General features: G+C 67.8%; 24 protein-coding genes. 7 read left to right on the top strand and 17 right to left on the bottom strand.

Annotated features, from left to right (window positions below):
* Positions 1–93: 93 nt before the first annotated feature.
* Genes mutT through JGR78_RS06090 form a run of 3 tightly spaced genes read right to left on the bottom strand, consistent with a single transcriptional unit; the run spans position 94 to position 2,784 of the window.
* Positions 94–504, bottom strand: coding sequence for an 8-oxo-dGTP diphosphatase MutT (gene mutT / locus JGR78_RS06100; RefSeq protein WP_182791293.1), 411 nt, complete (start codon positions 502–504; stop codon positions 94–96).
* 55 nt (positions 505–559) lie between these two features.
* On the bottom strand, positions 560–1,900 hold the full coding sequence (gene argJ / locus JGR78_RS06095) for a bifunctional glutamate N-acetyltransferase/amino-acid acetyltransferase ArgJ (protein ID WP_182803551.1): 1,341 nt from the start codon (positions 1,898–1,900) through the stop codon (positions 560–562).
* A gap of 2 nt (positions 1,901–1,902) precedes the next feature.
* A complete protein-coding gene (locus tag JGR78_RS06090) occupies positions 1,903–2,784 on the bottom strand; it encodes a peptidylprolyl isomerase (protein ID WP_234450882.1) in 882 nt (293 codons plus the stop codon).
* A 202-nt stretch (positions 2,785–2,986) separates the two neighbouring features.
* On the opposite strand from JGR78_RS06090, the gene secA reads away from it, so the two are divergent.
* Positions 2,987–5,692 carry a preprotein translocase subunit SecA gene (gene secA, locus JGR78_RS06085; RefSeq protein WP_182803548.1) on the top strand — a complete coding sequence of 902 codons (2,706 nt, stop codon included), beginning with the start codon at positions 2,987–2,989 and terminating at the stop codon, positions 5,690–5,692.
* A gap of 79 nt (positions 5,693–5,771) precedes the next feature.
* Here the strand turns inward: secA and JGR78_RS06080 are convergent, their stop codons facing one another.
* From JGR78_RS06080 to JGR78_RS06030, 11 genes are all read right to left on the bottom strand, one after another.
* Positions 5,772–6,722: a hypothetical protein gene (locus JGR78_RS06080; protein ID WP_182803546.1), complete on the bottom strand. Its 951-nt coding sequence runs from the start codon at positions 6,720–6,722 to the stop codon at positions 5,772–5,774.
* A gap of 233 nt (positions 6,723–6,955) precedes the next feature.
* Positions 6,956–7,909, bottom strand: coding sequence for a glycosyltransferase (locus JGR78_RS06075; protein WP_182791297.1), 954 nt, complete (start codon positions 7,907–7,909; stop codon positions 6,956–6,958).
* A gap of 161 nt (positions 7,910–8,070) precedes the next feature.
* Entirely contained in the window at positions 8,071–8,676 is a 606-nt protein-coding gene (locus tag JGR78_RS06070; protein ID WP_182791298.1) for a hypothetical protein, read from the bottom strand.
* 8 nt (positions 8,677–8,684) lie between these two features.
* A complete protein-coding gene (gene flgH, locus JGR78_RS06065; RefSeq protein WP_182791299.1) occupies positions 8,685–9,410 on the bottom strand; it encodes a flagellar basal body L-ring protein FlgH in 726 nt (241 codons plus the stop codon).
* Positions 9,411–9,421: 11 nt separating this feature from the next.
* A complete protein-coding gene (gene flgA, locus JGR78_RS06060; protein ID WP_182791300.1) occupies positions 9,422–9,835 on the bottom strand; it encodes a flagellar basal body P-ring formation chaperone FlgA in 414 nt (137 codons plus the stop codon).
* Positions 9,835–10,620 carry a flagellar basal-body rod protein FlgG gene (gene flgG / locus JGR78_RS06055; protein WP_182791301.1) on the bottom strand — a complete coding sequence of 262 codons (786 nt, stop codon included), beginning with the start codon at positions 10,618–10,620 and terminating at the stop codon, positions 9,835–9,837. Before flgG ends, flgA begins: the two co-directional genes overlap by 1 nt.
* Positions 10,621–10,640: 20 nt before the next feature.
* Positions 10,641–11,351 carry a flagellar hook-basal body complex protein gene (locus JGR78_RS06050; RefSeq protein ID WP_182791302.1) on the bottom strand — a complete coding sequence of 237 codons (711 nt, stop codon included), beginning with the start codon at positions 11,349–11,351 and terminating at the stop codon, positions 10,641–10,643.
* Between the two features lie 3 nt (positions 11,352–11,354).
* Positions 11,355–11,621, bottom strand: a complete 267-nt coding sequence (locus tag JGR78_RS06045) for a flagellar biosynthetic protein FliQ (RefSeq protein WP_182791303.1) — start codon at positions 11,619–11,621, stop codon at positions 11,355–11,357.
* Positions 11,621–11,926: a flagellar hook-basal body complex protein FliE gene (locus JGR78_RS06040; protein WP_182791304.1), complete on the bottom strand. Its 306-nt coding sequence runs from the start codon at positions 11,924–11,926 to the stop codon at positions 11,621–11,623. Before JGR78_RS06040 ends, JGR78_RS06045 begins: the two co-directional genes overlap by 1 nt.
* Before the next feature lie 11 nt (positions 11,927–11,937).
* Positions 11,938–12,327, bottom strand: coding sequence for a flagellar basal body rod protein FlgC (flgC, locus tag JGR78_RS06035; RefSeq protein WP_182791305.1), 390 nt, complete (start codon positions 12,325–12,327; stop codon positions 11,938–11,940).
* 2 nt (positions 12,328–12,329) lie between these two features.
* Positions 12,330–12,713 carry a FlgB family protein gene (locus JGR78_RS06030; RefSeq protein WP_182803544.1) on the bottom strand — a complete coding sequence of 128 codons (384 nt, stop codon included), beginning with the start codon at positions 12,711–12,713 and terminating at the stop codon, positions 12,330–12,332.
* Positions 12,714–12,809: 96 nt separating this feature from the next.
* Between JGR78_RS06030 and JGR78_RS06025 the strand changes: the two genes are divergently transcribed.
* The 4 genes from JGR78_RS06025 (at position 12,810) to JGR78_RS06010 (ending at position 16,546) form a co-directional block, all read left to right on the top strand.
* Positions 12,810–14,126 carry a FliI/YscN family ATPase gene (locus tag JGR78_RS06025; RefSeq protein WP_182803542.1) on the top strand — a complete coding sequence of 439 codons (1,317 nt, stop codon included), beginning with the start codon at positions 12,810–12,812 and terminating at the stop codon, positions 14,124–14,126.
* Between the two features lie 144 nt (positions 14,127–14,270).
* On the top strand, positions 14,271–14,771 hold the full coding sequence (locus JGR78_RS06020; RefSeq protein ID WP_182803540.1) for a YsnF/AvaK domain-containing protein: 501 nt from the start codon (positions 14,271–14,273) through the stop codon (positions 14,769–14,771).
* Positions 14,772–14,789: 18 nt separating this feature from the next.
* Entirely contained in the window at positions 14,790–15,644 is an 855-nt protein-coding gene (locus JGR78_RS18075) for a YsnF/AvaK domain-containing protein (RefSeq protein ID WP_234450880.1), read from the top strand.
* Between the two features lie 125 nt (positions 15,645–15,769).
* Entirely contained in the window at positions 15,770–16,546 is a 777-nt protein-coding gene (locus JGR78_RS06010) for a Crp/Fnr family transcriptional regulator (protein WP_234450879.1), read from the top strand.
* A gap of 4 nt (positions 16,547–16,550) precedes the next feature.
* On the opposite strand, the gene JGR78_RS06005 is transcribed toward JGR78_RS06010, so the two are convergent.
* Together JGR78_RS06005 and JGR78_RS06000 are read right to left on the bottom strand one after the other, a co-directional pair.
* On the bottom strand, positions 16,551–17,372 hold the full coding sequence (locus tag JGR78_RS06005) for an extensin family protein (protein ID WP_182803538.1): 822 nt from the start codon (positions 17,370–17,372) through the stop codon (positions 16,551–16,553).
* A 2-nt stretch (positions 17,373–17,374) separates the two neighbouring features.
* Entirely contained in the window at positions 17,375–18,721 is a 1,347-nt protein-coding gene (locus tag JGR78_RS06000) for a L,D-transpeptidase (protein ID WP_182791310.1), read from the bottom strand.
* 173 nt (positions 18,722–18,894) lie between these two features.
* Here JGR78_RS06000 and JGR78_RS05995 point away from each other — a divergent pair, with 173 nt between their 5' ends.
* Positions 18,895–19,713: an oxepin-CoA hydrolase, alternative type gene (locus JGR78_RS05995; RefSeq protein ID WP_182791311.1), complete on the top strand. Its 819-nt coding sequence runs from the start codon at positions 18,895–18,897 to the stop codon at positions 19,711–19,713.
* On the opposite strand, the gene JGR78_RS05990 is transcribed toward JGR78_RS05995, so the two are convergent.
* A complete protein-coding gene (locus JGR78_RS05990) occupies positions 19,689–20,351 on the bottom strand; it encodes a GntR family transcriptional regulator (protein ID WP_182791312.1) in 663 nt (220 codons plus the stop codon). The two genes, JGR78_RS05995 and JGR78_RS05990, sit on opposite strands and share 25 nt — an antisense overlap.
* 358 nt (positions 20,352–20,709) lie before the next feature.
* Here JGR78_RS05990 and JGR78_RS05985 point away from each other — a divergent pair, with 358 nt between their 5' ends.
* Positions 20,710–21,924, top strand: a complete 1,215-nt coding sequence (locus tag JGR78_RS05985) for an MFS transporter (protein WP_234450878.1) — start codon at positions 20,710–20,712, stop codon at positions 21,922–21,924.
* Positions 21,925–22,010 lie beyond the last annotated feature (86 nt).

Genomic DNA, 22,010 nt, shown 5'->3' with positions numbered 1-22,010 from the left:
GTTGATGAAAGGTTAGCGATAACTAGGCGGCGCAGCGGAAAGCCGGAAGAATGACGCAACGGCGCCACATGCGCCTGCGACGAAATGCGCAGGTCACAGCCAGTCGCGCAGGATCGGCACCAGTGGCACGTCAGCCGGCGGCATGGGATAGCGCGCAAGATCGGCGGCCCGCACCCAAGCCAGTTCCTGCCCTTCACGCGGCTGGGGCGTGCCCTGCCAGCGGCGGCAGGCATAAAGCGGCATCAGCAGGTGGAAGCTGTCATAGGCGTGACTGGCGAAGGTCAGCGGCGCGAGGCAGGAGTTCCAGGTCTCGATGCCCAGTTCCTCGTCAAGCTCGCGGATCAGGGCGGCTTCGGGGGTTTCTCCGGGATCGACCTTGCCGCCCGGAAACTCCCACAAGCCCGCCATGGGTTTGCCCTCCGGCCGCCGCGCCAGCAGCACCCGACCGTCCGCGTCGATTAGCGCGACCGCCGCGACCAGAACCATGCGGAAGCCTTCGTCCATCTTCTTCGTCCAAATATCCCGCGGGGGTTCGGGGGCGCGAAGCCCCCGGCTTCCCTTACGACCGGTAATCGGCGTTGATGTCGATGTAGCGATGCGTCAGGTCGCAGGTCCAGACCGTGCGCTTGCCGCGGCCCAGGCCCAGATCGACGCCGATCACCAGATCGTCCTGCTTCATGTAGGCGCTTACGGCGGCCTCGTCATAGCCGGGCGCCCGCCAGCCGTTCTCGGCCAGTACCATGTCGCCTAAGCGGATCGACAGCCGGTCGCGGTCGGCCTGCGCCCCGGATTTGCCGACTGCGGCGACGACCCGGCCCCAGTTGGCGTCCTCGCCCGCGATGGCGGTCTTGACCAGCGGGCTGTTGGCGATGGCCATGGCGACCTTGTGGGCGTCGGCATCGTTCGCCGCGCCCGTCACCTGCACCTCGACGAACTTGGTCGCGCCCTCGCCGTCGCGGACCACCTGCTGGGCAAGGTCGCGCATGACGCCACCCAGCGCATCCGTGAAGGCGCGGGCGGGCTTGCTGCGCAGGTCGGTGATTGCGGGGGCGTCAGACCGCCCGGTGGCCGCCAGGATCAGCGCGTCCGAGGTCGAGGTGTCGCTGTCCACCGTGATCGCGTTGAAGGTCTCGTCCATCTGCGAGGACAGGATACGCTGCAGAAGCTTCGCCTCGATCTTCGCGTCGGTGAAGAGATAGACCAGCATCGTCGCCATGTCGGGGGCAATCATGCCCGAGCCCTTGGCGATCCCGGCGATGCGGATGGTGCCGCCGTCCACCTCGATCTCGGCGCCCGCGCCCTTGGGGAAGGTGTCGGTCGTCATGATCGCGCGGGCGGCCCCGGCAATCCCGCCTTCGTCCAGATCGGCCGCAAGCTGGTCCACGATGGCGGTGATCCTCTGCGCGGGCAGCGGTTCCCCGATCACCCCGGTCGAGGAGGAGAAGACCCGCCGCGCCGGCACGCCCAGGGCGCGGGCCACCGCATCCGTGACCGCATCGACCGCGCGCTGGCCCTCGGCCCCGGTGAAGGCATTGGCGTTGCCCGAGTTCACCACGATGGCCGCGCCCTGGTCGGTATCCTGGCTGCCCGACAGCTTGTCCTGGCAGTCCAGCACGCAGGCCGCGCGGGTGGATGACCGGGTGAAGGCCCCGGCGATGGCGGTTCCCGGCGGCAGCTTCACCAGCGTCACGTCGGTGCGGCCCTGATACTTGATCCCCGCCGCGCCCGAGGCGAACTCGACGCCCGCGATCACCGGCAGGTCGGGGAAGTGTTTGGGCGCCAGCGGCGAGACGAGCACCGGCTTGGCGGATTTCCCCGCCTTCTTCCCCACGGCCTTGTCCTTGGTCTTGGCCTTTCCGGCCTTCTTCCCGGACTTCGCATCGCTCTTGTCCTTGGCCATGATCAGTTGTCCAGCAGTTCGCTGCGGCTCAGCAGCGTCGGATCGAGGCCCGGAGTCTTCTCGATCGTCGCGGCATCGACGCGGGCCTGCACCTCGGCCTCGACCTTCTGGCGGCGGACCTCGTTGGCAAGCTGGTCGCGGACGGCTTCGAACTCGGGCGGGGTCTGAGTGCGCGAATCGTTCAGCCTGATGACGTGCCAGCCGAACTGCGACTGCACCGGGGCAGAGATGGCGCCCTTTTCAAGCGCCACCACCGCGTCGGCGAAGGGCTTGACCATCATGTCGGCCGTGAACCAGCCGAGATCGCCCTTGTTCCCGCTGCTGTTGTCGGTGGACCGTTCCTCGGCGAGCGTCCCGAAATCGGCGCCATTCGCCAGCTCGTCGGCGATGGCCCTGGCCTCCTCCTCGGTCGCGACAAGGATATGGGCGGCGCTGTATTCGGTCCTGGGCTCGGTCTGGGTGCCGAAGGCCGCGTCATAGGCGGCGCGCAGTTCCTCTTCGCTCGGCTCGGGGGCGGCGACCTTTTCCAGCGTGGCGGCATACTGGTAGCCGCGGCGCTCGTTTTCCAGCACGGCCTTGTCGCGCGGGCTGGGCCACTGCGCGGCGACCTGGGCCACGGCGGCCTGCCGGATCATCTGATCCAGCATCAGGTCCCACAGCGCCGCGTCGGGCAGGCCCTCGACTGCAGAGGAATGCAGGCTTTCGCGCATCGCGATCATCTGGCCCAGCGTGACCGCCTCGCCGTTCACGGTTGCGACAACGGTATCGGCGCGGGGGGCGCCCGTGGCCTCGGCCGTCGCGGGGGGCGTTTCGGCAGGCGCCTGCGCCAGCGCGGGCGCGGCCATCAGGGCGGCGGCCATCAGGGCCGGAAGCGATTTCAGCATGGCAGGGGCATCCTTCACGAGATGGATCGCCTTGCGGCTTGGCCAGCCGGGGCGTCGGCGTTGACAGTGGGGCGGGCGGGGCCTACATCCGGCGCAACCGAAAATGCGCGCCCGCCGCCGATTTTCCGGCCTTCTGATAGGGCAAGGCCGTCGGTCGGGGCAAGTGGGGTCACGCCCGCCGCGCCAAACCTGACAGGACACCATGCTCGGCATCGGAAATCTGGCCAAGTCGATCTTCGGCTCTCCCAACGACCGCAAGGTGAAATCGGTCCGGCCGCTCGTCCAGCAGATCAACGCGCTGGAACCGCAGTTCCAGGCGATGTCGGACGCCGACCTGATCGGCAAGACGCGCGAGCTTCAGGGACGCGCCCAGTCCGGCGAAAGCCTTGACCGGCTGCTGCCCGAAGCCTTCGCCAACTGCCGCGAGGCCGCGCGCCGGGCCCTTGGCCTGCGCGCCTTCGACACCCAGTTGATGGGCGGCATCTTCCTGCACGGGGGCAATATCGCCGAAATGAAGACGGGCGAGGGCAAGACCCTTGTCGCCACCTTCCCCGCCTATCTGAACGCGTTGGCGGGCAAGGGCGTCCATATCGTCACCGTCAACGACTACCTCGCCAAGCGCGACGCCGAGTGGATGGGCAAGGTCTTCACCGCGCTGGGGATGAAGACGGGGGTGGTCTATCCCTTCCAGCAGGACGCGGAAAAGCGCGATGCCTATCGCGCCGACGTGACCTACGCCACGAACAACGAACTCGGCTTCGACTACCTGCGCGACAACATGAAGGGCTCGATCGAGGAAATGAGCCAGCGCGGCCATTTCTTCGCCATCGTGGACGAGGTGGACTCGATCCTCATCGACGAGGCGCGGACGCCCCTGATCATCTCGGGGCCTTCGCAGGACCGCAGCGAGCTTTACCGGACCCTGGACCAGTTCGTCCCGGAACTGACTGCGGATCACTATACCATCGACGAGAAGACCCGGAACGCCACCTTCACCGAGGATGGCAACGAGTTCCTGGAAAAGCGGCTGCAAGAGGCGGGCGTCCTGCCGCCGAACCAGACGCTGTATGATCCCGAATCGACCACCGTGGTCCATCACGCGAACCAGGCGCTGCGGGCGCACAAGCTGTTCCGCCGCGACCAGAACTATGTCGTCAAGGACGGCGAGGTCGTGCTGATCGACGAGTTCACCGGCCGCATGATGCAGGGCCGCCGCCTGTCGGACGGTCTGCACCAGGCCATCGAGGCGAAGGAGGGCGTGGACATCCAGCCCGAGAACGTGACGCTGGCTTCCGTCACCTTCCAGAACTACTTCCGCCTGTATGAGAAGCTTGCCGGCATGACTGGAACGGCGGCCACCGAGGCCGACGAGTTCGCCGAAATCTACAAGCTGGGCGTGGTCGAGGTGCCGACCAACCGCCCGATCCAGCGCGTCGACGAACACGACCGTGTCTACCGCACGGCAACCGAGAAATACGCTGCCGTGATCGAGGCGATCAAGGAGGCGCACGCCAAGGGCCAGCCGCTGCTGGTCGGCACGACCTCGATCGAGAAGTCGGAAATGCTGTCCGAGATGCTGAAGGCCGAGGGCATCCCCCACAACGTCCTGAACGCCCGCCAGCACGAACAGGAAGCCTATATCGTGGCCGAGGCCGGCAAGCCCGGCGCCGTCACCATCGCCACCAACATGGCCGGTCGCGGCACCGACATCCAGCTTGGCGGCAACGTGGAAATGAAGGTGCTGCAGGCGCTGGCCGCGAATCCGCAGGCCCACCCCGACGAGTTGCGCGCCCGGATCGAGGCCGAGCACGCCACCGACAAGCAGGCGGTCCTGAACGCGGGCGGGCTGTTCGTCCTTGCGACCGAACGCCACGAAAGCCGCCGCATCGACAACCAGCTTCGGGGCCGCTCGGGCCGTCAGGGCGACCCCGGACGGTCGCTGTTCTTCCTGAGCCTCGAAGACGACCTGATGCGGATCTTCGGCTCGGAACGTCTGGACAAGGTGCTGTCCACGCTGGGGATGAAGGAAGGCGAGGCCATCATCCACCCCTGGGTGAACAAGTCGCTGGAACGCGCCCAGGCCAAGGTCGAGGGGCGCAACTTCGACATCCGCAAGCAGCTTCTCAAGTTCGACGACGTGATGAACGACCAGCGCAAGGCGATCTTTTCGCAGCGCCGCGAGATCATGGAATCAGACGATGTCAGCGACATCGCCGCCGACATGCGCCACCAGGTCATCGACGACCTGATCGACGAGTTCCTGCCCGAACGCGCCTATCCCGAGCAGTGGGACAGCGCCGGGCTGAAAACCGCCGTGGTGGAACGGCTGAACATGGACCTGCCCATCGCCGACTGGGCGGCCGAGGACGGCGTGGACCGCGGGACGGTGGCCGAACGCATCCGCGAGGCGACCGATGCCTACATGGCCCAGAAAGCCGAGCAGTTCGGCCCCGACCAGATGGCCCAGATCGAAAAGCAGGTCCTGCTGCAGCAGATCGACGGCAAGTGGCGCGAGCATCTGGTGACGCTGGAACACCTGCGGTCCGTCGTGGGCTTCCGCGGCTATGCCCAGCGTGACCCGCTGTCTGAATACAAGACCGAGGGGTTCCAGTTGTTCGAGAACCTGCTGGACGGGTTGCGCGACGACGTCACCCAGAACCTCGCCCGCATCCGCCCGCTGACCGATGCCGAGCGTGAGCAGATGCTGCGCCAATATCAGGCTCAGGCGGCTGCCCAGGCCGCCGCGATGCGCCCCCAGCACGAGCAGGCCGAGGGCGGCGAGGCTTCGGCCCACGCGCCCGGGTTCGTCGAGAACGACCCCTCGACCTGGGGCAACCCGTCGCGCAACGATCCCTGTCCCTGCGGCTCGGGCGAGCGGTTCAAGAACTGCCACGGGCGGCTGGTCTAGGACCGCGCAGCAAAGGCGGGACGAGGCCGCCGCAAGACGCGGTCTCGTCCCTGCTGGACCATCGGGGACGATACCGCGTCTATTTGCCCTGCCGACCCATGATCTCCATGAGCGGCGTCTGCATGATCCCGCACTTGTCGGATTCTTTTCCTTCCCTCGTGATGATCTGTGCCAACTGCTCTTGCGTCCTCTCGCCTGTCGGCACGGGCTCTCCGGCCCATCCGCAGTTTCCGCAAACCGGTCGCTCGAAGATGACTGCGAGGTTTTCCGGGTCCATGCCTTCCTCTGGAAAGAGGCGATGAGACGCGCAGGCCGGGCACTGGCCCGGCACGCCGCGAAGATGCCGCACGCAGATCGAGATCGCCATGCCGATTGCATGAGATACTGCGTTCGTCGCAATTTCGGCGTCCGTCCATTTTCCTGACTGGGAATGCGTAAGCCAGTTCACATGGTCCCACGCCTCTTTCAATGTCGTCTTGATGAGCCGGCGCCGCTCGCGGTTGTCAGTGCCGCCCAGAAACCTGTCGAAAATCCAATCGACCCAGGCCTTGAAGTTCGAGCGTTGGGGCCTGTCCTGTTCCGGCCACGCGCAAGCATCCTGAGCGGCATGAACGAAGGCGAGAAGAATCTCACGGCACCGCACGCCGATAGCGCGGAACGCACCCGGATCGTTCGCCTGACCAAGCGCCGCCTCGCAATCCGTGACGGATCGAAGGACATCGGCGAAAGGGCGCACGCTCTCCACATCTGCTTGCCTGAGGTCGTTGCGGGGTATTCGCAGGCAGAGTCCCATGTGGAACGTGATCGCCAAGTCCATGTTCGGGAACTGGTCCTGCGAATACAGATTGGTGGGGTTCGTTATGACCCACCATCGGCCGTCGCTTGCGTGAATGTCCCAGACCGCGTGCGTGTGTCCGATAACTGACTCGGCGTAAACCTTCTGTGCGAACTTCGCCTCGGTGCCTTCGGGCGACTGCCGGAGGTAGTAATCGATAACCTCCTGCTTTTCTTCTTCTGTATATCTGAGCACTCGCCTTCCCCGTGATCTTCACTTCAGGCCGTTGGTCTCTCGCATCGATTATTGTGGGCTGGCCAGCCGGCGATTGGTCCCGCAAGGCTGTCATGGACCGGCAGCGCAAGCCATAGCTTGGCACCAAGGCGCAAATAGAGAGGCTTCGGTGGCAACCTGAGCCCAGAGGGGATCCTCGGCGGGGCGCCACTGGATTACTCATGCCTTCCTCCCGGCCGGCCCGCTGCAGCGGTTCAGGGGTGTAGCCGTCCGGCCGCCGCCGCCAGCAGCAGCGCCGCGGTGCCTGCGCGCGTCTGACGATAGACGCTCAGCTGTGCAAGCCGCGCTGCCGCCAACGGGCCCGGCGCCGTGATGGCGGCAGCGAAGCCGTCCAGCATTGCCGCGTTCTCGGGTGTAAGCACGTCGCGGGCCGCATCCAGCGCGGCCACGTTTTGCCGCAGCCAATTGCCATAGTCCCCCGCGCCAAGCCGGCCCAGCCGCGCCAGTGCGGCGCGTGGCGTGTCGTTCCGGCCCATGACATTGCCGCGATGCTGGCGATAAAGCACGGTCTGCCGAGGGTCACGGATGACCAGCCCGCCCGCGCCCGAGATCACCTGGTAGCTCCACCAGTCATGCGAGATCACCCCGGCCTCCATCGCGCCCGGTTGCGCGGCTTTCAGCAGGGTCACGCCCGCGGGATCGACCAGCATGGTGTTGCCGGGCGTGCAGGCCTGCACCAGCGCATTCGCGAATGACGCGGGGCGGCGGTAAAGCGGAGCCGGCCGCAACGGATGCAGATCCGCGTCGCAGATGGTCGTGCGGGTGACATGCAGGATGCCAAAGCCGGTCCCGGCCTGCTCTTTCGCCGCGGCAAGGGCCTCGACGCCATGCGACAGCCGGCTTGGCAGCCAGACATCGTCCTGATCGCACCAGGCGAGCGCATCGCCCGGCTCGACCGCCCCGATCATCGACAGGAAGTTCCGCGTTGCCCCTTGCCGCGGCCCCCGCAGGATCTGGATATCACGGCCGGGATGCCGAGCCGCAAAGCCCCGCACGATATGAAGCGTCTGGTCGGTCGAGCCGTCATCCGACACGATCAGCCGCCAGTTGCGATGGTCCTGCGCCGCAAGGCTGTCAAGCTGCGCCCCGATGTAGCGCCCGCCCTGATAGGTGGCGAGCAGGATCGCGATCCGCAGCGTCTTGTCCATGCGACGCGCATAGCGTTTTGCAGGGCAGGGCGCCAGCGGGACGTCATGCCGCCGACCCTTATGCCCTTGTCCGGTGCCGTGCCCCGGGACGATGCAAGGGCAATCCCGCTTCAGGCACTCCTCTCGACCAAGCGTTCAGGGCAGGGCGCTGCGGCGGTGGCTCATCTCTCCTGCCTTGCGATATCGCCGATCAGGATGCCCGAGATCTCGGGCAAGACGCCCTGGGCGGTTGCGGTCAATGTTTCCCGCAGCTTGCGAAGCTGCACCTCGGTGGTGAAGTTGCCGTCGAACCCGCCGGTGTTGGCGTAGATCAGCAACTGGCGCAGCAGCGCATCGCGCAGCTTGATCTCGTGAGCATACACCGTTTCCCGTGCGGCGGCCGGCATTTCGACCGAAAGCGCCAGGATCATCGTGCTGTCCAGCCGTCCGTCGTGGATGACCGGCACGAAGAACTGCTGGGGAAACTTGAACCAGGCGGTACCGGATTCTCCTTCGGTCTTTCCATGGCCGACCGGACTTTTCCCATGCCCGGCAGCGGGCGCGGGAGGTGATCCGTGCCCATCTGCCACGGCATTCTGGGGTGGCGCAGGGGCATCCGCCGCCTCTTGCCCGGCGGTGACCGGCACGGTTCCGCCCCCGACCGCCGTATTGGCGTCCACCGAAACGGCGGTTTCGGCAGAGCCGCCGCGCTTCAGCATCTCGCCACCTGCAGCGCCGCCAAGAAAGGCGACCGCCGACAGCACCACGGGCAACAGCTTCTTCAGCATGGGCGGCCTCAATAGGGCAGGACGATGTCGGCCAGTTGCTGGCCATAGCGGGGCTGCTGGACGTCGCTGATCTGGCCGTGCCCGCCATAGCTGATCCGGGCGCCGGCGATGCGGTCATAGGCGACCTCGTTGTCGCGGCTGATGTCGGTGGGCCGCACGAAGCCTGAAACGGTCAGTTCGCGGACCTCGTAGTTCACCCGCACCTCCTGCGAGCCCTGGATGTGCAGCACGCCATTGGGCAGCCTGTCGATCACCGTTGCCGCGACCCGCAGCGTCAGCTTGTCCCGGCGCGAGATGTTGCCAGTGCCCTTGAAGGTCGAGGCCCCCTTGGCCGAGGCGAGTTCCGCCATGCTCGCGCCCTCGGGCAGCTTCTCGTCGAGGCGCTGGGGAATGCCGATCATCTGCGGGATGCCCACGCTTTCGGACGAACTGCGCGAGCGGCCCGAGCTGTTCTGGATCTCGGCCTTGTCGTCGATCTCGATCACGACGGTCAGGATGTCGCCGCGCGCCCCGGCCCGGCGGTCGCCCACCAGCGACAACTGCTGCCCCGCCCATAGCGAGGCACCGCTGTCCGGGCGGACCTGGCCCACGGGCAGCACCGGCTCGGCCATCGCCTGGAACTCGGGCGTGGCGTGGGGGGCGCTCATCTCGGGAACCTTGCCCACGTCGGCCACCCGCCCGCAGGCAGAGGCGGCGAGAAGGCAGAGGACGAGGGGGATATGCTTCGTCTTCATGCGCGAATCCTTCAGCGCTGGGCGACGGTCAGGGTGCCGTCGGCATTGATGCGGGCCATCAGTGTGGCCCGCGAACTGAGGTTCATGACCCGGATCACGTCGCCCTCGCCGCCCGAGCCGAGGGCGCGGCCCTCGGTCTCGATGCGAAGGGCGGCGCTTTCATAGGCGAGGGTCACAAGCTGGTTGCGGCTGACCAGCGTCGGCGCGGTCAACTGCCCTGCCGAGATCGCGCGGCCCTCGTAGACCGCGGTGCGAAGCTGCTTGCCCACGGCCTCGGGGGCGTTCAGGCCCGGCCGGCCGGCGGGGGCCACCGCAAGATCCTCGGACGCAAGGATCGTGCCCGCGGGAAGGTTGCGAGTTGCGACCAGCCCTTCGGCATCCGCCATGGTCGGCAGCAGCAGCGCGAGGAACAGCAAGCTCCGCATCAGCGCACCTGCACCGTGGCGCCCAGCATCTGGTCGGCCGCCGTGATGACCTTGGAGTTCAGCTCGTATCCCCGCTGCGCCTTGATGAGTTCGGAAATCTCGCGCACCGGATCGACCGCGCTTTCCTCAAGATAGCCCTGCCTCAGCGTGCCGATGCCCTGCTCTCCGGGCACGCCGATCAGCGGCGCCCCCGAGGCCGGGGTTTCAAGGAACAGGTTCGAGCCGGTGGCCTCCAGCCCCTTTTCGTTGACAAAGCTCGCCAAGGTGATCTGGCCGAGGTTCTGCGGCTCGATCTGGTCGTCGAAATAGGCGAAAACCTCGCCCGAGCCGCTGATCGAGACGCTGCGGGCCTCGACCGGGATGGTGATGCCGGGGGCGACCGGAAAGCCGTCCGAGGTCACGATCAGCCCCTCGGCCGAGCGCTTGAGCGCGCCGTCGCGGGTATAGCCCGACATGCCCGAGGGCATCGTGACCTCAAGATAGCCCAGACCGTCGATCGCCAGGTCCAGATCGCCGCCGGTCTGCGACAATGCTCCCTGCGCCAGTGTCAGCGTGACCGCCGTGGGCCGCACGCCAAGGCCCATCTGCACGCCCGCAGGCACCATCGTGCCGTCCGCCGCCGCGATGGTGCCCGGCCGCGTGACCTGCTGATAGGCGAGATCGGCGAACTCGGCGCGACGGGCGTTGTAGCCGGTCGTCGACATGTTGGCGAGGTTCTGCGAGATGACCTCGACCCTTGTCTGCTGGGCCGCCATGCCGGTCGCGGCGATCTGCAATGCTCTCATCGGAAAGGCCTTTCTGGCGGTCAGCGGGTGGTGGCGGCGATGGCGGCGCGGATGCGCTGGTCCTCGCCATCAAGGAAGGACTGGCCCAGTTCGTAGGCGCGCTGGACCTCGATCATGCGGGCGATCTCGAGCACCGGGTTGACGTTGGATTCCTCAAGGAAGCCCTGCCGCACCACGGCCTCGGGCGCGGGCATGGCGCCCTCGGCGGCAAACAGCGTGCCGCCCTCGTGGCGCAGGCGGGTGGGATCGGGCTGGGCGAAGATGCCGACGCGGCCCACGGGCTCGCCGTCGGCCGAGATCGTGCCGTCCGGGCCGACGCCGATGTTGCGGGCGCCGGGGGGCAGGGCGATGGGCGCCTCGCCATCGTCAAGGACGCGGTGGCCGTCGGCATTGACCAGCTCGCCCTCGGCCGAGGCCATGAAGGCGCCCGCGCGGGTCAGCCGGTTCCCCTGCGGGGTCTGGACCATGAAGAACCCCTCGCGTTCCAGCGCGAGGTCGAGCTTGCCGCCGGTCTGCGCCAAAGGCGCGGGCGACAGGTCCACCTCGCGCCCGTGGGCGTTCGCCATCGACAGGGTGCTGCGGCCTCCCAGCGGGGTCATGTGTTCGGAAAACACCACCCCCTCGCGGCGGAAGCCGGTGGTCGAGCTGTTGGCCATGTTGTTGGCGACAGCCCGCATTTCCCGCATCAGCCCGGCCTGCCGGGTCAGGGCGGCGTAGATCGCGTTGTCCATGCCTCAGCCCCCCGCGACCAGGGGCAGGATCTGGTCGGCGAAGAACCCGGCCAGAGTCGAGGTCATGAAGCTCATCGTGACCCAGAAGACCGCGAGCATCAGCCCGACCTTGGGCACGAAGGTCAGCGTCATCTCCTGCACCGAGGTCAGCGCCTGGAACAGCCCGATGACGACGCCCGTGACCAGCGCGACCGCAAGCAGCGGGGCCGACATGCGGACGGCGATCCACAGGGCCTGACGGGTCACGTCGAAGATGAGGTTCTCGTCCATCAGACCGGCATCCTCAGGATTTCCTGGTATGCCTCGACGACCTTGTCGCGGATGGCGACGGCGGTTTCGAGGGCGACCTGCGCCTGGGCGATGGACTGCACCAGCGCCTGAGTGTCGCTGCGGCCCTGCATCGCGCCGATGGCGGTGGTATCGGCGGCTTCCATCACGGCGGCGAAGTCGCGGGCGGCGGCCGTCATTGCGGGGGCAGCGCCGGTGGCCGAAGGAGCGGCGGCGGCGCGGGCCTCGGCATAGGCCGAGGCGACGCGGCTGCCGGTCTGCAGGGCGGCGGTGGTCAGCGAGATCATGGCATCCCCTTTCAGCGACGGATCAGGTCCAGAAGCGACGAGGACATCTGCCGCGCCTGCTCGAACATCTTCAGATTGGCCTCGTAGCTGCGACTGGCTTCGCGCGCGTCGGCGACCTCGATCACCAGGTCCACGTTCGAGCCGAGGTAATAGCCGTCCCCGTCCGCCAGCGGATGGCCGGGGGCATAGACCTGCGGCAGTTCGGCGCGGTCGTGCCGCATCCGCCCGGCCTGCACGGTGCCAGTGTCGCGGCCGAAATCGCGTCCCGGCTCGAAGCTGACGAGCTTGCGGCGGTAGCCGGGCGTGTCGGCATTGGCGATGTTTTCCGAGATGTGGCGCAGCCTGACACCCTGGGCGCGCAAGCCCGAGGCGGCGATGGCCGTGGCGGAAAGTTCGGTCATCGTCAGCCCCTCCGCCCGGTGGCGGTCCGCAGCATCGTCATTCCCGACTGCATCACCGACAGCGACAGGTTGAACTGGCGCGAGGCATCCGCCGCGCGCACCATCTCGTCCTCCAGCGAGACGGTGTTGCCGTCAGGCGAGGGTTCGCCGCCCGCATCCACGGGCGTGCCGCGCCGGCTGCCCCACTGGCCCGCCGCGACATGGTCCGGCCGTGTCGCCCGCAGGCCGATGCCGGGTCCGCGATCCGGGTCGAAGTCGCGCAGGTCGCGGGCGCGGTAGCCCGGCGTGTCGGCGTTGGCGACGTTCATCGCCGTCACGCGATGCCGATTCGCGGCGTGCTGGCCCAGCGCCTGCGCCATCCGCATCGTATCGATCCGTGCAAACAAAGTGGGTCCTCCTGAACCGCGATAAACCGGGTCTTAACCACAGAAGGTTTAGAAACCGTTTCGAGCGGAAATTTTGCCTTGGGGGAGAAAGCCGACATGGACCGGATCGAAGCGATCGCATCGCGCATCCGCAGGCTGCGGGTCAGCCGCCATTTCGGCCGCGTCACCGCCATCCGCGCGGGCGTGGTCGAGGCGGGGGGACTGAACCACATCGCCTCGGTCGGCGACCGTGTGGCCCTTCTGGACGGAGTCCTGAGCGGAGAGGTGATCGCGCTGGACCCGCAAGCCGCGCTGATCCTGCCCGAAGGCGCAACCGACGGGCTGTCCATCGGGACGCCGGTCGAACTGCTGTTCCGTCCGGTGATCGCGCCCTGCGACGCATGGATCGGTCGCATCGTCGATCCCTTGGGATGTGCGCTGGACGGCCGTCCGCTGCGCGCGGGGCACGAAGACCGCCGTTTCCGCAGCCCGCCCCCGCCCGCCGCCTCGCGCCGCCGCCTGGGCGAGCGGCTGGACACCGGGCTTGCCGTCTTCGACACGCTGCTGCCGATCGTGAGGGGGCAGCGGATCGGGCTGTTTGCCGGCTCTGGGGTGGGGAAAACGACGCTGCTCTCGGCGCTTGCCCGCGGGGTCACGGCGGATGTCGTGGTGATCGCCATGGTGGGCGAGCGGGGGCGCGAGTTGCGCGAGTTCGTGGAAACGACGCTCGGGCCTCAGGGGATGGCGCGGGCGGTGGTGGTGGCCGCGACCTCGGACCAGTCGCCGCTGATGCGGCGGCGCTGCGCCTGGGCTGCCATGACCGTGGCCGAGCATTTCCGCGATCAGGGCCGCCACGTCCTGTTCCTGGCCGATTCAATTACCCGCTTCGCCGAGGCGCATCGCGAGATCGCGCTCGCCTCGGGCGAGGCGCCCAGCCACCGCGGCTTTCCGCCCTCGACCTCGCAGATGATCATGGCGTTGGCCGAACGGTCCGGGCCGGGGCCGGAGGGCGCGGGCGACATCACCGCGATCTTCAGCGTGCTGGTGGCGGCATCGGACATGGAGGAGCCGGTCGCCGACATCCTGCGCGGCGTGCTGGACGGGCATGTCGTGCTGGACCGCGCCATCGCCGAACGCGGCCGATTTCCGGCAGTGGATGTGCTGCGGTCGGTCTCGCGCTCGCTGCCGCACGCGGCGAGCACGGTCGAAAACGCTTTCATCGCGCGGGCGCGGGCGGCGCTGGGCCTTTATGCGGAATCCGAGCTGATGATAAAGGCCGGGCTTTATGCGGCGGGCAGCGATCCCAGGCTGGACGAGGCGGTGCGGATCAACCCCGCGCTCGACGGCTTCGTGGCGCTGAAATCGGATGATGCGCAGCAGAGTTTCCAGATGCTGGGAGACGCACTGGCAGGCCATGCGCCCAGAATGGGCTGACGGACGAAAGGTCAAGTCCGGCCGGGATCACATGAACGTTTGTTTATCGCGGAAACCGGATCGCCCGCGATCACGTTCTTGGGGAGACCGCGATCAACGGATCGTCGCGTCGAAGATTTGACACGAGCGAGGATCGCGCCCCCGATGACGACACGCCAGGACCGCGATGGAAATACCCTAGACCCCGCGAACCTTCAGGGCCGCGAGGCGGAAACCCGCATTGCCACCGATGATGTCCTGACCATCGTCGAAGAGCAAGCCCGCATTTCCGTCGAACGCCACCAGACAGGCGGCGTCCGCGTCCGCGTCGTCACCGACGAGGCGCCGGTGCTGCACCCGGTCGCGCTTGAATCCGGGCAGGTCGAGGTCACGCGCCACCCCGTCGATCGCGAGATCGAGGTGATGCCCGACATTCGCAAGGATGGCGATGTCACCATCATCCCCGTTGTCGAGGAACGGGCAGTCGTCGTCACCAAGCTGTTCCTTGTCGAGGAAATCCATATTCGCCGGACCCGCTCGACCGAAACGGTCGATGTTCCGGTGACACTTCGCCGCCAGCGCGCCGTGGTCGAGCCGCTGGACCCCGACGCGGCCGATCCCGGCCCCGTGACGGGGCAGGGCGGACTTCCCGACCACGATCTGTAAACTTGTGAGGATGTGAAAATGGCTATGGAATCCGTGAACGCCGGTTCGATGCGCAGCTTGTCGGCGATGTTCGACAGCAGCGCCGATGCTGACCGCGCCGTTTCCGCGCTGAAAGCCGCCGGCATCGCCGATGTGGTGCTGACCGGGCAGGAAAACGAAGGTTACGGCACCCGCCAGTATTCGGCCGAGGCCCGCACCGACCGCGGCTTCTTTGAATCGATCGGCGACTTCTTCTTCCCCGAGGAAGACCGCTATGCCTATGCCGAGGGCCTGAACCGCGGCGGCTATCTGGTCACGGTGCGCAACATCCCCGAAAACCAGTATGAAACCGCGCTGGACATTCTGGATAACGAGGGCGCAGTCGATCTGGACGCCCGTGAGGCCGAATGGCGGACCGAGGGCTGGACCGGCTACGGCGCCGGAGAGGTCGCGGCCGCAGGCTATGCCGGCGAGCGCAGCGCCGGCATGGACGCGAACCTGAACGCCGAGGGCAAGATCGACGTCGTCGAAGAACAGGTGACCGTCGGCAAGCGTCAGACCGAGGGCGGCCGCGTGCGCGTGCGCTCCTATGTGGTCGAGACACCGGTCGAGCAAGATGTCGAGCTTCGCAGCGAGCGTGTCCATGTCGAACGCCGCCCCGTGGACCGTCCCGCCGACAGCGCCGACTTCCAGGAACGCAGCATCGAGGCGAGCGAATATGCCGAATCCGCGGTCGTCCAGAAGGAAGCCCGCGTCGTCGAGGAGATCGGGCTGAGCAAGGACGTCGAATCGCACACCGAGACCGTGCGCGACACAGTCCGCAAGACCGAGGTCGAGATCGAGGACGAGCGCGGCCAGGTGGTGGACCGCAACAGCGACCTCGACCGTCGCTGAACCTTCATCCGGCACGGCAATGAAGGGGGCGGCATTGCCGCCCCTTTTCCGCCAAGTTTTCAGCTTGCGCCGCGCGGCGCCATATTCTTTTGTTAAGGCGGCATTTCCCGGGATTGCATCTGGCCGTGCCCCCCGACAATCAACCGCTGGAATATGCGGCGGTGTGGAAGATGGCGCTCAGCGAATATTTTATCCGTTACCTTCAGCTTCGCGACGAGTTGAGCGCGCGTGACCTGACCAAGCTGCGCTCGATCCCGACCAGGACCCGCAGCTTCGACAACGGCCAGACGATCATCGCCGCGGGCGAAGAGCCGGACGAAAGCTGCCTTGTGCTGCGCGGGATGGCGGGACGGCTGCATGTCCTGCCGGGCCGCGCCGGCCAGCGCGTCATCAGCGCGCTGCATATCCCCGGCGACTTCATGGACCTGCACGGCTTCGTGCTGTCGAAGGTCGAGGAAAGCATCCTGGCCTTCGGCACGGCCGAGGTCGAGTTCGTCGATCACGCCCATCTGGACGACGTGACGAAGAATCACCCGCATCTGACGCGGCTTCTGTGGATGACCACCGCCATCGACGCCGCCATCCATCGCCAATGGCTCGTCGCCGCGAATGCGCTGCGATCCAGCGCGCATCTGGCCCATCTTCTGTGCGAGATCTACACCCGCCTTGCCGCCGTGGGCGCGGCCCGCAACCATCGGATGACGCTGCCCCTGCTGCAGCGCGAACTGGCGAGCATCCTCGGCTATTCCTCGATCCACATCAACCGGGCGGTCCGCGACCTGCGCGACCGCAAGCTGCTGCGCTGGTCGGGAACCGAGGTCGAACTGCTGGACTGGCCGGAGCTGGTGCGGCTGGCGCGCTTCGATCCCGGCTATCTCGACCTGGAACGCAATCGGCGCTGACAGCTCACTGGCACAGCCGGAAGCCGCCCTGCCGGGCCTTGATGTCCAGGTGCAGGTGGTCGTCATGGGCAGCGTTGCTGCCCGGTCCCAGCACGGTGGCGAAGTAAAGGCAGGCCGAGCCCTGCACCGCGTTCTGGAACGCCGCGGCCAGGTCGCCGCGATCCGCGGTCGGGGCGATCTCGACCCGCGAGCCGTCGTCGAAGCCGAAGCCCGCGATGTCGATGGCATTGCCCAGCGCATGTTCCGAGATCCGCCCCCCGGTCGAGCCACCGACGACGCCCCGACAGGCATAGCCGGGCCCTGTGATGACCGAGGTCAGGCGCGGGCTGCCCGGCAGCCGGCTTGCGGCGGGAACGACCATCTCGCGCAGCCACAGGGCAAGGGCGCGGGCCGTGTCGCAGCGCAGGACCGGGCTGCCCTCGACCGTGATGCCGGGCTGGATGGCGCGCAGCTCGACCGGGCGGGCGATGCCGCAATCGCGCTGGTCCGGGTCAGTGAGGGGCGGGACCTCGGCATGATCTACCCCAAGCATGACAAGTCCCAGCCGGCAGGCTGCATGGTCGAAATCCGATTCGCGCAGGGTCTCGAATGCCGCAGGCCGGGGGGTGCCAAGAGGGATGACAGGCTGGTCGTAGGCTTCGGGCGGGATCAGGGCGCCCGAGGATGGCGGGGCCTTGTCATCCGCAGGCACCAGCGCCGGGGTTTCGGGCCTCGGGATGGGCGGGACTGCCAACGGGGGCAGCGCGCCTGATCCCGCGTCCTGCGCCATTCCCGGTTGCGCGAGGGCGGCGGCAAGCGTCAGCGACAGCAATGCCCGCCGCCCCATCCTCAGTTCACCCCCGAAGCCACGGCGCCCGCCGGAGCCGTATAGGGCTGCGGGTCCAGCGCCCCGTTTGTCGCCCCGCTCAGCGCCGAGGCGAGCGGGTCCGTTCCCTGCACCGCCATGGGCGCGGCCGCTGCCGCCACGGCCGCCTCGACCGCCACGGCCAGCGGGGTATCGGCGGCAGGGGCGCCGCCGGGCAGCACTCGCCGGGGAATGGGACGGCTGGCCGTGACCATGGCCGGGGCGGATGCCGCCGCGTCCTGCACGGCTGCGGCAATCGTGGTGCCCGCCGCATCGGGCAGGACCGCCGGTTCGACCGCGGGGGTCACATCCGCGATGGTCACGCCGGGCGGCAGGAAGTCCACCACCGTCTGCCCCGGCACCACCATCTTCGCCAGTTCCTGCGCGTCCCAGTTGGTCAGCCGCACGCAGCCGTTGCTCTGGTTGACGAAAAGCTGGGACGGATTGGGTGTGCCGTGGATGCCGTAGGTGGGCTTCGACAGGTCGATCCAGACATTGCCGACCGGGGCGTTCGGTCCCGGCGGGATCCGCAGCACCTTGTCGTTCTCGCCCTGCTTGAAGTTGATGCTGGGGTTGTAGGTATAGTCAGGGTTCATCACCGCTGCCTCGACCAGATGCGTCCCCTGCGGCGAAGGCGTGGCCGACGAGCCGACCGTCGCCGGGTAATCCGCGACCATCCGCCCGCCCGCGTCATAGGCCGCGACCCGCCGGCGTTCGGCGTCCACGATGACGCGCAGGGCGGTGGCGCGGATCGGCTTGGCGGGCACAGTGACGTTGATTGTCTCGCCCGGCGCGAAGCTGGCGCCGGGGTTCAACTGCGCCAGGAACTTCTCGTCCATGTGGAACCGCTCAGCCAGCTTCTCCAGCACCGAGGTATAGCCCATCGACGGCATCTGCGCCTTTTCGGCGTAGTCGGTCGGGATGCGGTCCACCAGCCCCTCGGCATCCGCGGGGGTGATGGTGTAGGTCGAGGTCAGGGGCGAGACCGCGTTCCGCTGCAGCAGCGCCCAGACCTGCGGGTCCAGAACGCCGTCCTGCGGCAGGCCGTGCATCCGTTCGAACGCCCGCACCGCGCTTTCGCTCATGCCGCCGCGAAAGCCGTCCACGATCCCCGGCGACACGCCCGAGCGGTCCAGAAGGATCTGCATCTTGGCCGTCAGCGCCGACTGGCCGGGCGGCAGGTCGCCCCGTCCAGGGTAGGTGGCCGCCTCGATGTCGGCCAGGGCGATGTCGGCGCGCTTGCTCTGCGCCGCCGCGGGCAGGGCGGTGGACAGCATCAGCATCGCGGCGGTCAGCATCGGCAGCAGGCGCAGGGCGGTGGGACGGGACATCCGGCAATGGCTCCTTGAAATCAGATGCTCACCACTCGCAGCAGCGGGCGGCTCTGCCAAGCCCGCGCGGGTCAATATTGGTTGACCGTGGCGGCCCGAGGCGGCGTGACCTCGCGTCGGGCTTGCGGGGGCGCGTGCCCCGCGCCTAGCCTGCCGCAGCAACGGAGGAACGGATGCCGCAAGAGAACTGCCGGATCGAGGATCGGGGCACCCATCTGGTCGTCGTCAACGACAATCCGCAGCGGCGCAATGCGCTGACCGCCGGCTTCTACAGCGGCTTGCGCGAGGCGCTGGCGCAGGCCGCGGCCGAGCCGCGCATCGCCGCCGTGATTGTCACCGGGGCCGAGGGGTTCTTCTGCGCGGGCGGCGACCTGACGGTGCTGATGACCGCACCGCAGATGACCCATGCCCAGCGCCAGGCCGCGATCGAGGACCTGCAGTCGCTGGTCCGCGCCATGATCGACTGCCCGCGCCCGGTGATCGCGGCGGTAGAAGGGGGCGCGGCAGGGGCGGGCATTTCGCTGGCGCTGGCCTGCGACCTGGTGGTGGCGGGGCGGGACGCGCGCTTCACCGCCTCTTATGTGAATGCGGGGCTGATCCCTGACGGAGGGCTTTCCGGCAGCCTGACGGCGGCGCTGCCGCCCGCGCTTGCCGCCGAGATTTGCCTGCTGGGGCAGCCGATCGGGGCCGAGCGGATGGCGGCCCTGGGCGCGATCAACGCGGCAGTGGAACCGGGCACGGCTCTGGCGGCGGCCGAGGAGATCGCGGTCCGGCTGGCGCAGGGACCGGCCGGGGCGCAGGCGGCGATCAAGGCGCTGCTGACCGGCGCAAGGGCCGCGCTGATGGAGGCGCAACTTGATGCCGAGGTCGAGCCGATGGCCCTTGCCCTGGGCTCGGCCGAGGCGGCCGAGGGGATGGCCGCCTTTCTGGGCAAGCGGGCAGCGGGCTTTGCCGCCCTGCGCCGGGGTCAGGACAGTGTCGGGTCGAACTGAAAGCCCGGCACGAAGCTGTGGCGCGCCAGGCTGACCGGCTTTGACCCGATCCACAGCACGGTTTCATTGACCAGCACCGGCGCGTCGGGCTGACAATCGAGCAGCCCGTCCGCCTCGACCTCGGCCGCGCGATGGGCCGAGACGGTGCGCTCGATCAGCGTGATCGTGACATTGAGCGCGATCCATTCATTGGCGCTGGTGGTCGTCAACACCTCCTCGGTCAGACCGGGCAGGGCGAGCATGTCGGTCCACCGCCGCTCGGCGCAGATAAGGGTGTCGTCCGCACACAGCAGCGCGCAATATTCCCGCAGGTCGGCGGCATCGCTCTGGAACAGCCGCTCGCGAATGGGAGTGGGAACGGGGCGGTCCACCCGGCCCAGAAAGTGCAGGTTGAACTTGTGGCCGCGCCCTTCCACCATGTCGCGGATCACCGGCAGCTTGGCGCGCTGGCTTGCCGGATCAAGCCCCAGCACGACGCGGGTGCCGACGCGGCGGCGCCGTTCCAGCACGCCCCGTTCCGCCAGCGAGGTCAGCGCGCGGTTGACCGTGGCCCTTGCGCTGCCGAACTCGGCCGCGAACTGATGTTCGGTGGGGATGAGCGAGCCGGGCGGATAGATCCCGTGGGTGATTCTATCCATGATCACCCCGCGAATGCCCGCCCAGGTGACCGCCCGTCCACCTGCCGGGGGTGACCCTGTGGGGCGCGCGGAATGACGTCGAAGATTTGTCATAATATTCCGATCCTTGCGGGCAAGATCATAGACCAAACTTCAGCACCGGGGAAAGCTGCCCTTAAAGATAATCAACTTTCGCAAGAGAAAGTTTAAGCCAATCTGACGTTGCGTCAATCTATGGCGGGTCTGTATTGACAAATTATTGATTTTCTTCATTCCGCTTTGGTCGGGGCTGTCTCTTGACAGTTCCAGGACGTTCCTGACGACCTTCCGTAAAAGGCTGGAAATCCGGCGTCGGCGATGGGCGGAAAGGATCACGGGTGTGACAACAAGCGACATCTCGGCGCCCCGGCCCGCGGCGCGGGTTTCGACGGGTCCGGCCTGGCCCGTGCTGATCGCGATCAGCCTGTGCCACATGGTCAACGACATCCTGCAGTCGCTGCTGTCGGCCATCTACCCGCTGCTCAAGGCCGAGTTCGCGCTGAGCTATTCCCAGATCGGGCTGATGACCTTTGCCTTCCAGGTCACGGCCTCGCTGCTGCAGCCGGTGGTGGGGATGGTCACCGACCGCCACCCGATGCCGCGGTCCCTGGCGGTGGGGATGCTGTGCAGCTTTGCAGGCGTGCTGACGCTGGCGCAGGCGGGCAGCTATCCGGTGCTGCTGACGGGGGCGATGCTGATCGGGCTGGGGTCGTCGATCTTTCACCCGGAAAGCTCGCGGGTAGCGCGGACGGCCTCGGGCGGGCGATTCGGGACGGCGCAGTCGCTGTTCCAGCTTGGCGGGAACGGCGGGCAGGCGTTGGGGCCGCTGCTGGCCGCCTTCCTTGTGGTGCCGCTGGGCCGCCCGGTGCTGGGCTGGCTGGCGTTGATCGCGCTGGGCGGCGCGGGAGTGCTGTGGCAGGTCGGGCGCTGGGCCGAGGGCCGGCGCAAGGCCGGGGCGCTGCGCGTGGCCGCGGGGCCAGTCCTGCCCGTCCGCCGCATCGCCATGGCCATCGGGGTGCTGGCGGTGCTGTCGATGACCAAGGCCTTCTACATGGCCAGCCTGACCAGCTACTACACCTTCTTCCTGATCGAGAAATTCGGGATGACCGCGCAAGCCTCGCAGGTGATGCTGTTCCTGCTGCTGTTCGGCTCGGCCGCGGGCGTCATGCTGGGAGGCATCGTCGGGGACAAAGTGGGCGCGCGCAAGGTGATCTGGTTCTCGATCCTCGGCGTGCTGCCCTTTTCGCTGCTGCTGCCGCATGTCGGGCTGGGCACGACCGCCGTGCTGACGGTGCTGGTGGGCGCGATCATCGCCTCGGCCGCGCCCGCCATCGTGGTCTTCGCGCAGGAGCTGGTGCCGGGGCGGACGGGCCTGATCGCCGGGCTGTTCTTCGGCTTTGCCTTTGGCATGGGCGGGATCGCGGCGGCGGTGCTGGGGGCGGTCGCGGACGCCCAAGGGATCGGCTTCGTCTTCAACCTCTGCTCGGTGCTGCCGGTGCTGGGACTGCTGACGGCCCTGCTGCCGCGCGAACGCGAGCTTGTCCCGGCAACCTGAGTTGCCGCCTACCGGAAATCCGCGCGGGTCCGCTGGACAAGCGGGCCGCGGCGCATGACCCTGCCCGGCGCAGGAACAACGGGGTG

It is taken from the genome of Paracoccus sp. MC1862 (assembly GCF_016617715.1).
In the GTDB taxonomy this organism is placed as follows: Bacteria; Pseudomonadota; Alphaproteobacteria; order Rhodobacterales; family Rhodobacteraceae; genus Paracoccus.
This window is presented reverse-complemented; position numbering and strand designations above follow the sequence as displayed.

Excerpts from the sequence above, each read along its gene's own strand:
- flgG (WP_182791301.1), bottom strand. The coding sequence starts at position 10,620 with ATGAGAGCATTGCAGATCGCCGCGACCGGCATGGCGGCCCAGCAGACA.
- JGR78_RS05995 (WP_182791311.1), top strand. The coding sequence starts at position 18,895 with ATGCCGCAAGAGAACTGCCGGATCGAGGATCGGGGCACCCATCTGGTC.
- flgC (WP_182791305.1), bottom strand. The coding sequence starts at position 12,327 with ATGACCGAACTTTCCGCCACGGCCATCGCCGCCTCGGGCTTGCGCGCC.
- JGR78_RS06090 (WP_234450882.1), bottom strand. The coding sequence starts at position 2,784 with ATGCTGAAATCGCTTCCGGCCCTGATGGCCGCCGCCCTGATGGCCGCG.
- JGR78_RS18075 (WP_234450880.1), top strand. The coding sequence starts at position 14,790 with ATGGCTATGGAATCCGTGAACGCCGGTTCGATGCGCAGCTTGTCGGCG.
- JGR78_RS06045 (WP_182791303.1), bottom strand. The coding sequence starts at position 11,621 with ATGGACGAGAACCTCATCTTCGACGTGACCCGTCAGGCCCTGTGGATC.
- JGR78_RS05990 (WP_182791312.1), bottom strand. The coding sequence starts at position 20,351 with ATGGATAGAATCACCCACGGGATCTATCCGCCCGGCTCGCTCATCCCC.
- flgA (WP_182791300.1), bottom strand. The coding sequence starts at position 9,835 with ATGCGGAGCTTGCTGTTCCTCGCGCTGCTGCTGCCGACCATGGCGGAT.
- JGR78_RS06075 (WP_182791297.1), bottom strand. The coding sequence starts at position 7,909 with ATGGACAAGACGCTGCGGATCGCGATCCTGCTCGCCACCTATCAGGGC.
- JGR78_RS06000 (WP_182791310.1), bottom strand. The coding sequence starts at position 18,721 with ATGTCCCGTCCCACCGCCCTGCGCCTGCTGCCGATGCTGACCGCCGCG.
- argJ (WP_182803551.1), bottom strand. The coding sequence starts at position 1,900 with ATGGCCAAGGACAAGAGCGATGCGAAGTCCGGGAAGAAGGCCGGAAAG.
- JGR78_RS06040 (WP_182791304.1), bottom strand. The coding sequence starts at position 11,926 with ATGATCTCGCTGACCACCGCCGCCCTGCAGACCGGCAGCCGCGTCGCC.
- JGR78_RS06070 (WP_182791298.1), bottom strand. The coding sequence starts at position 8,676 with ATGCTGAAGAAGCTGTTGCCCGTGGTGCTGTCGGCGGTCGCCTTTCTT.
- mutT (WP_182791293.1), bottom strand. The coding sequence starts at position 504 with ATGGACGAAGGCTTCCGCATGGTTCTGGTCGCGGCGGTCGCGCTAATC.
- JGR78_RS06020 (WP_182803540.1), top strand. The coding sequence starts at position 14,271 with ATGACGACACGCCAGGACCGCGATGGAAATACCCTAGACCCCGCGAAC.
- JGR78_RS06025 (WP_182803542.1), top strand. The coding sequence starts at position 12,810 with ATGGACCGGATCGAAGCGATCGCATCGCGCATCCGCAGGCTGCGGGTC.
- secA (WP_182803548.1), top strand. The coding sequence starts at position 2,987 with ATGCTCGGCATCGGAAATCTGGCCAAGTCGATCTTCGGCTCTCCCAAC.
- JGR78_RS06005 (WP_182803538.1), bottom strand. The coding sequence starts at position 17,372 with ATGGGGCGGCGGGCATTGCTGTCGCTGACGCTTGCCGCCGCCCTCGCG.
- flgH (WP_182791299.1), bottom strand. The coding sequence starts at position 9,410 with ATGAAGACGAAGCATATCCCCCTCGTCCTCTGCCTTCTCGCCGCCTCT.
- JGR78_RS06050 (WP_182791302.1), bottom strand. The coding sequence starts at position 11,351 with ATGGACAACGCGATCTACGCCGCCCTGACCCGGCAGGCCGGGCTGATG.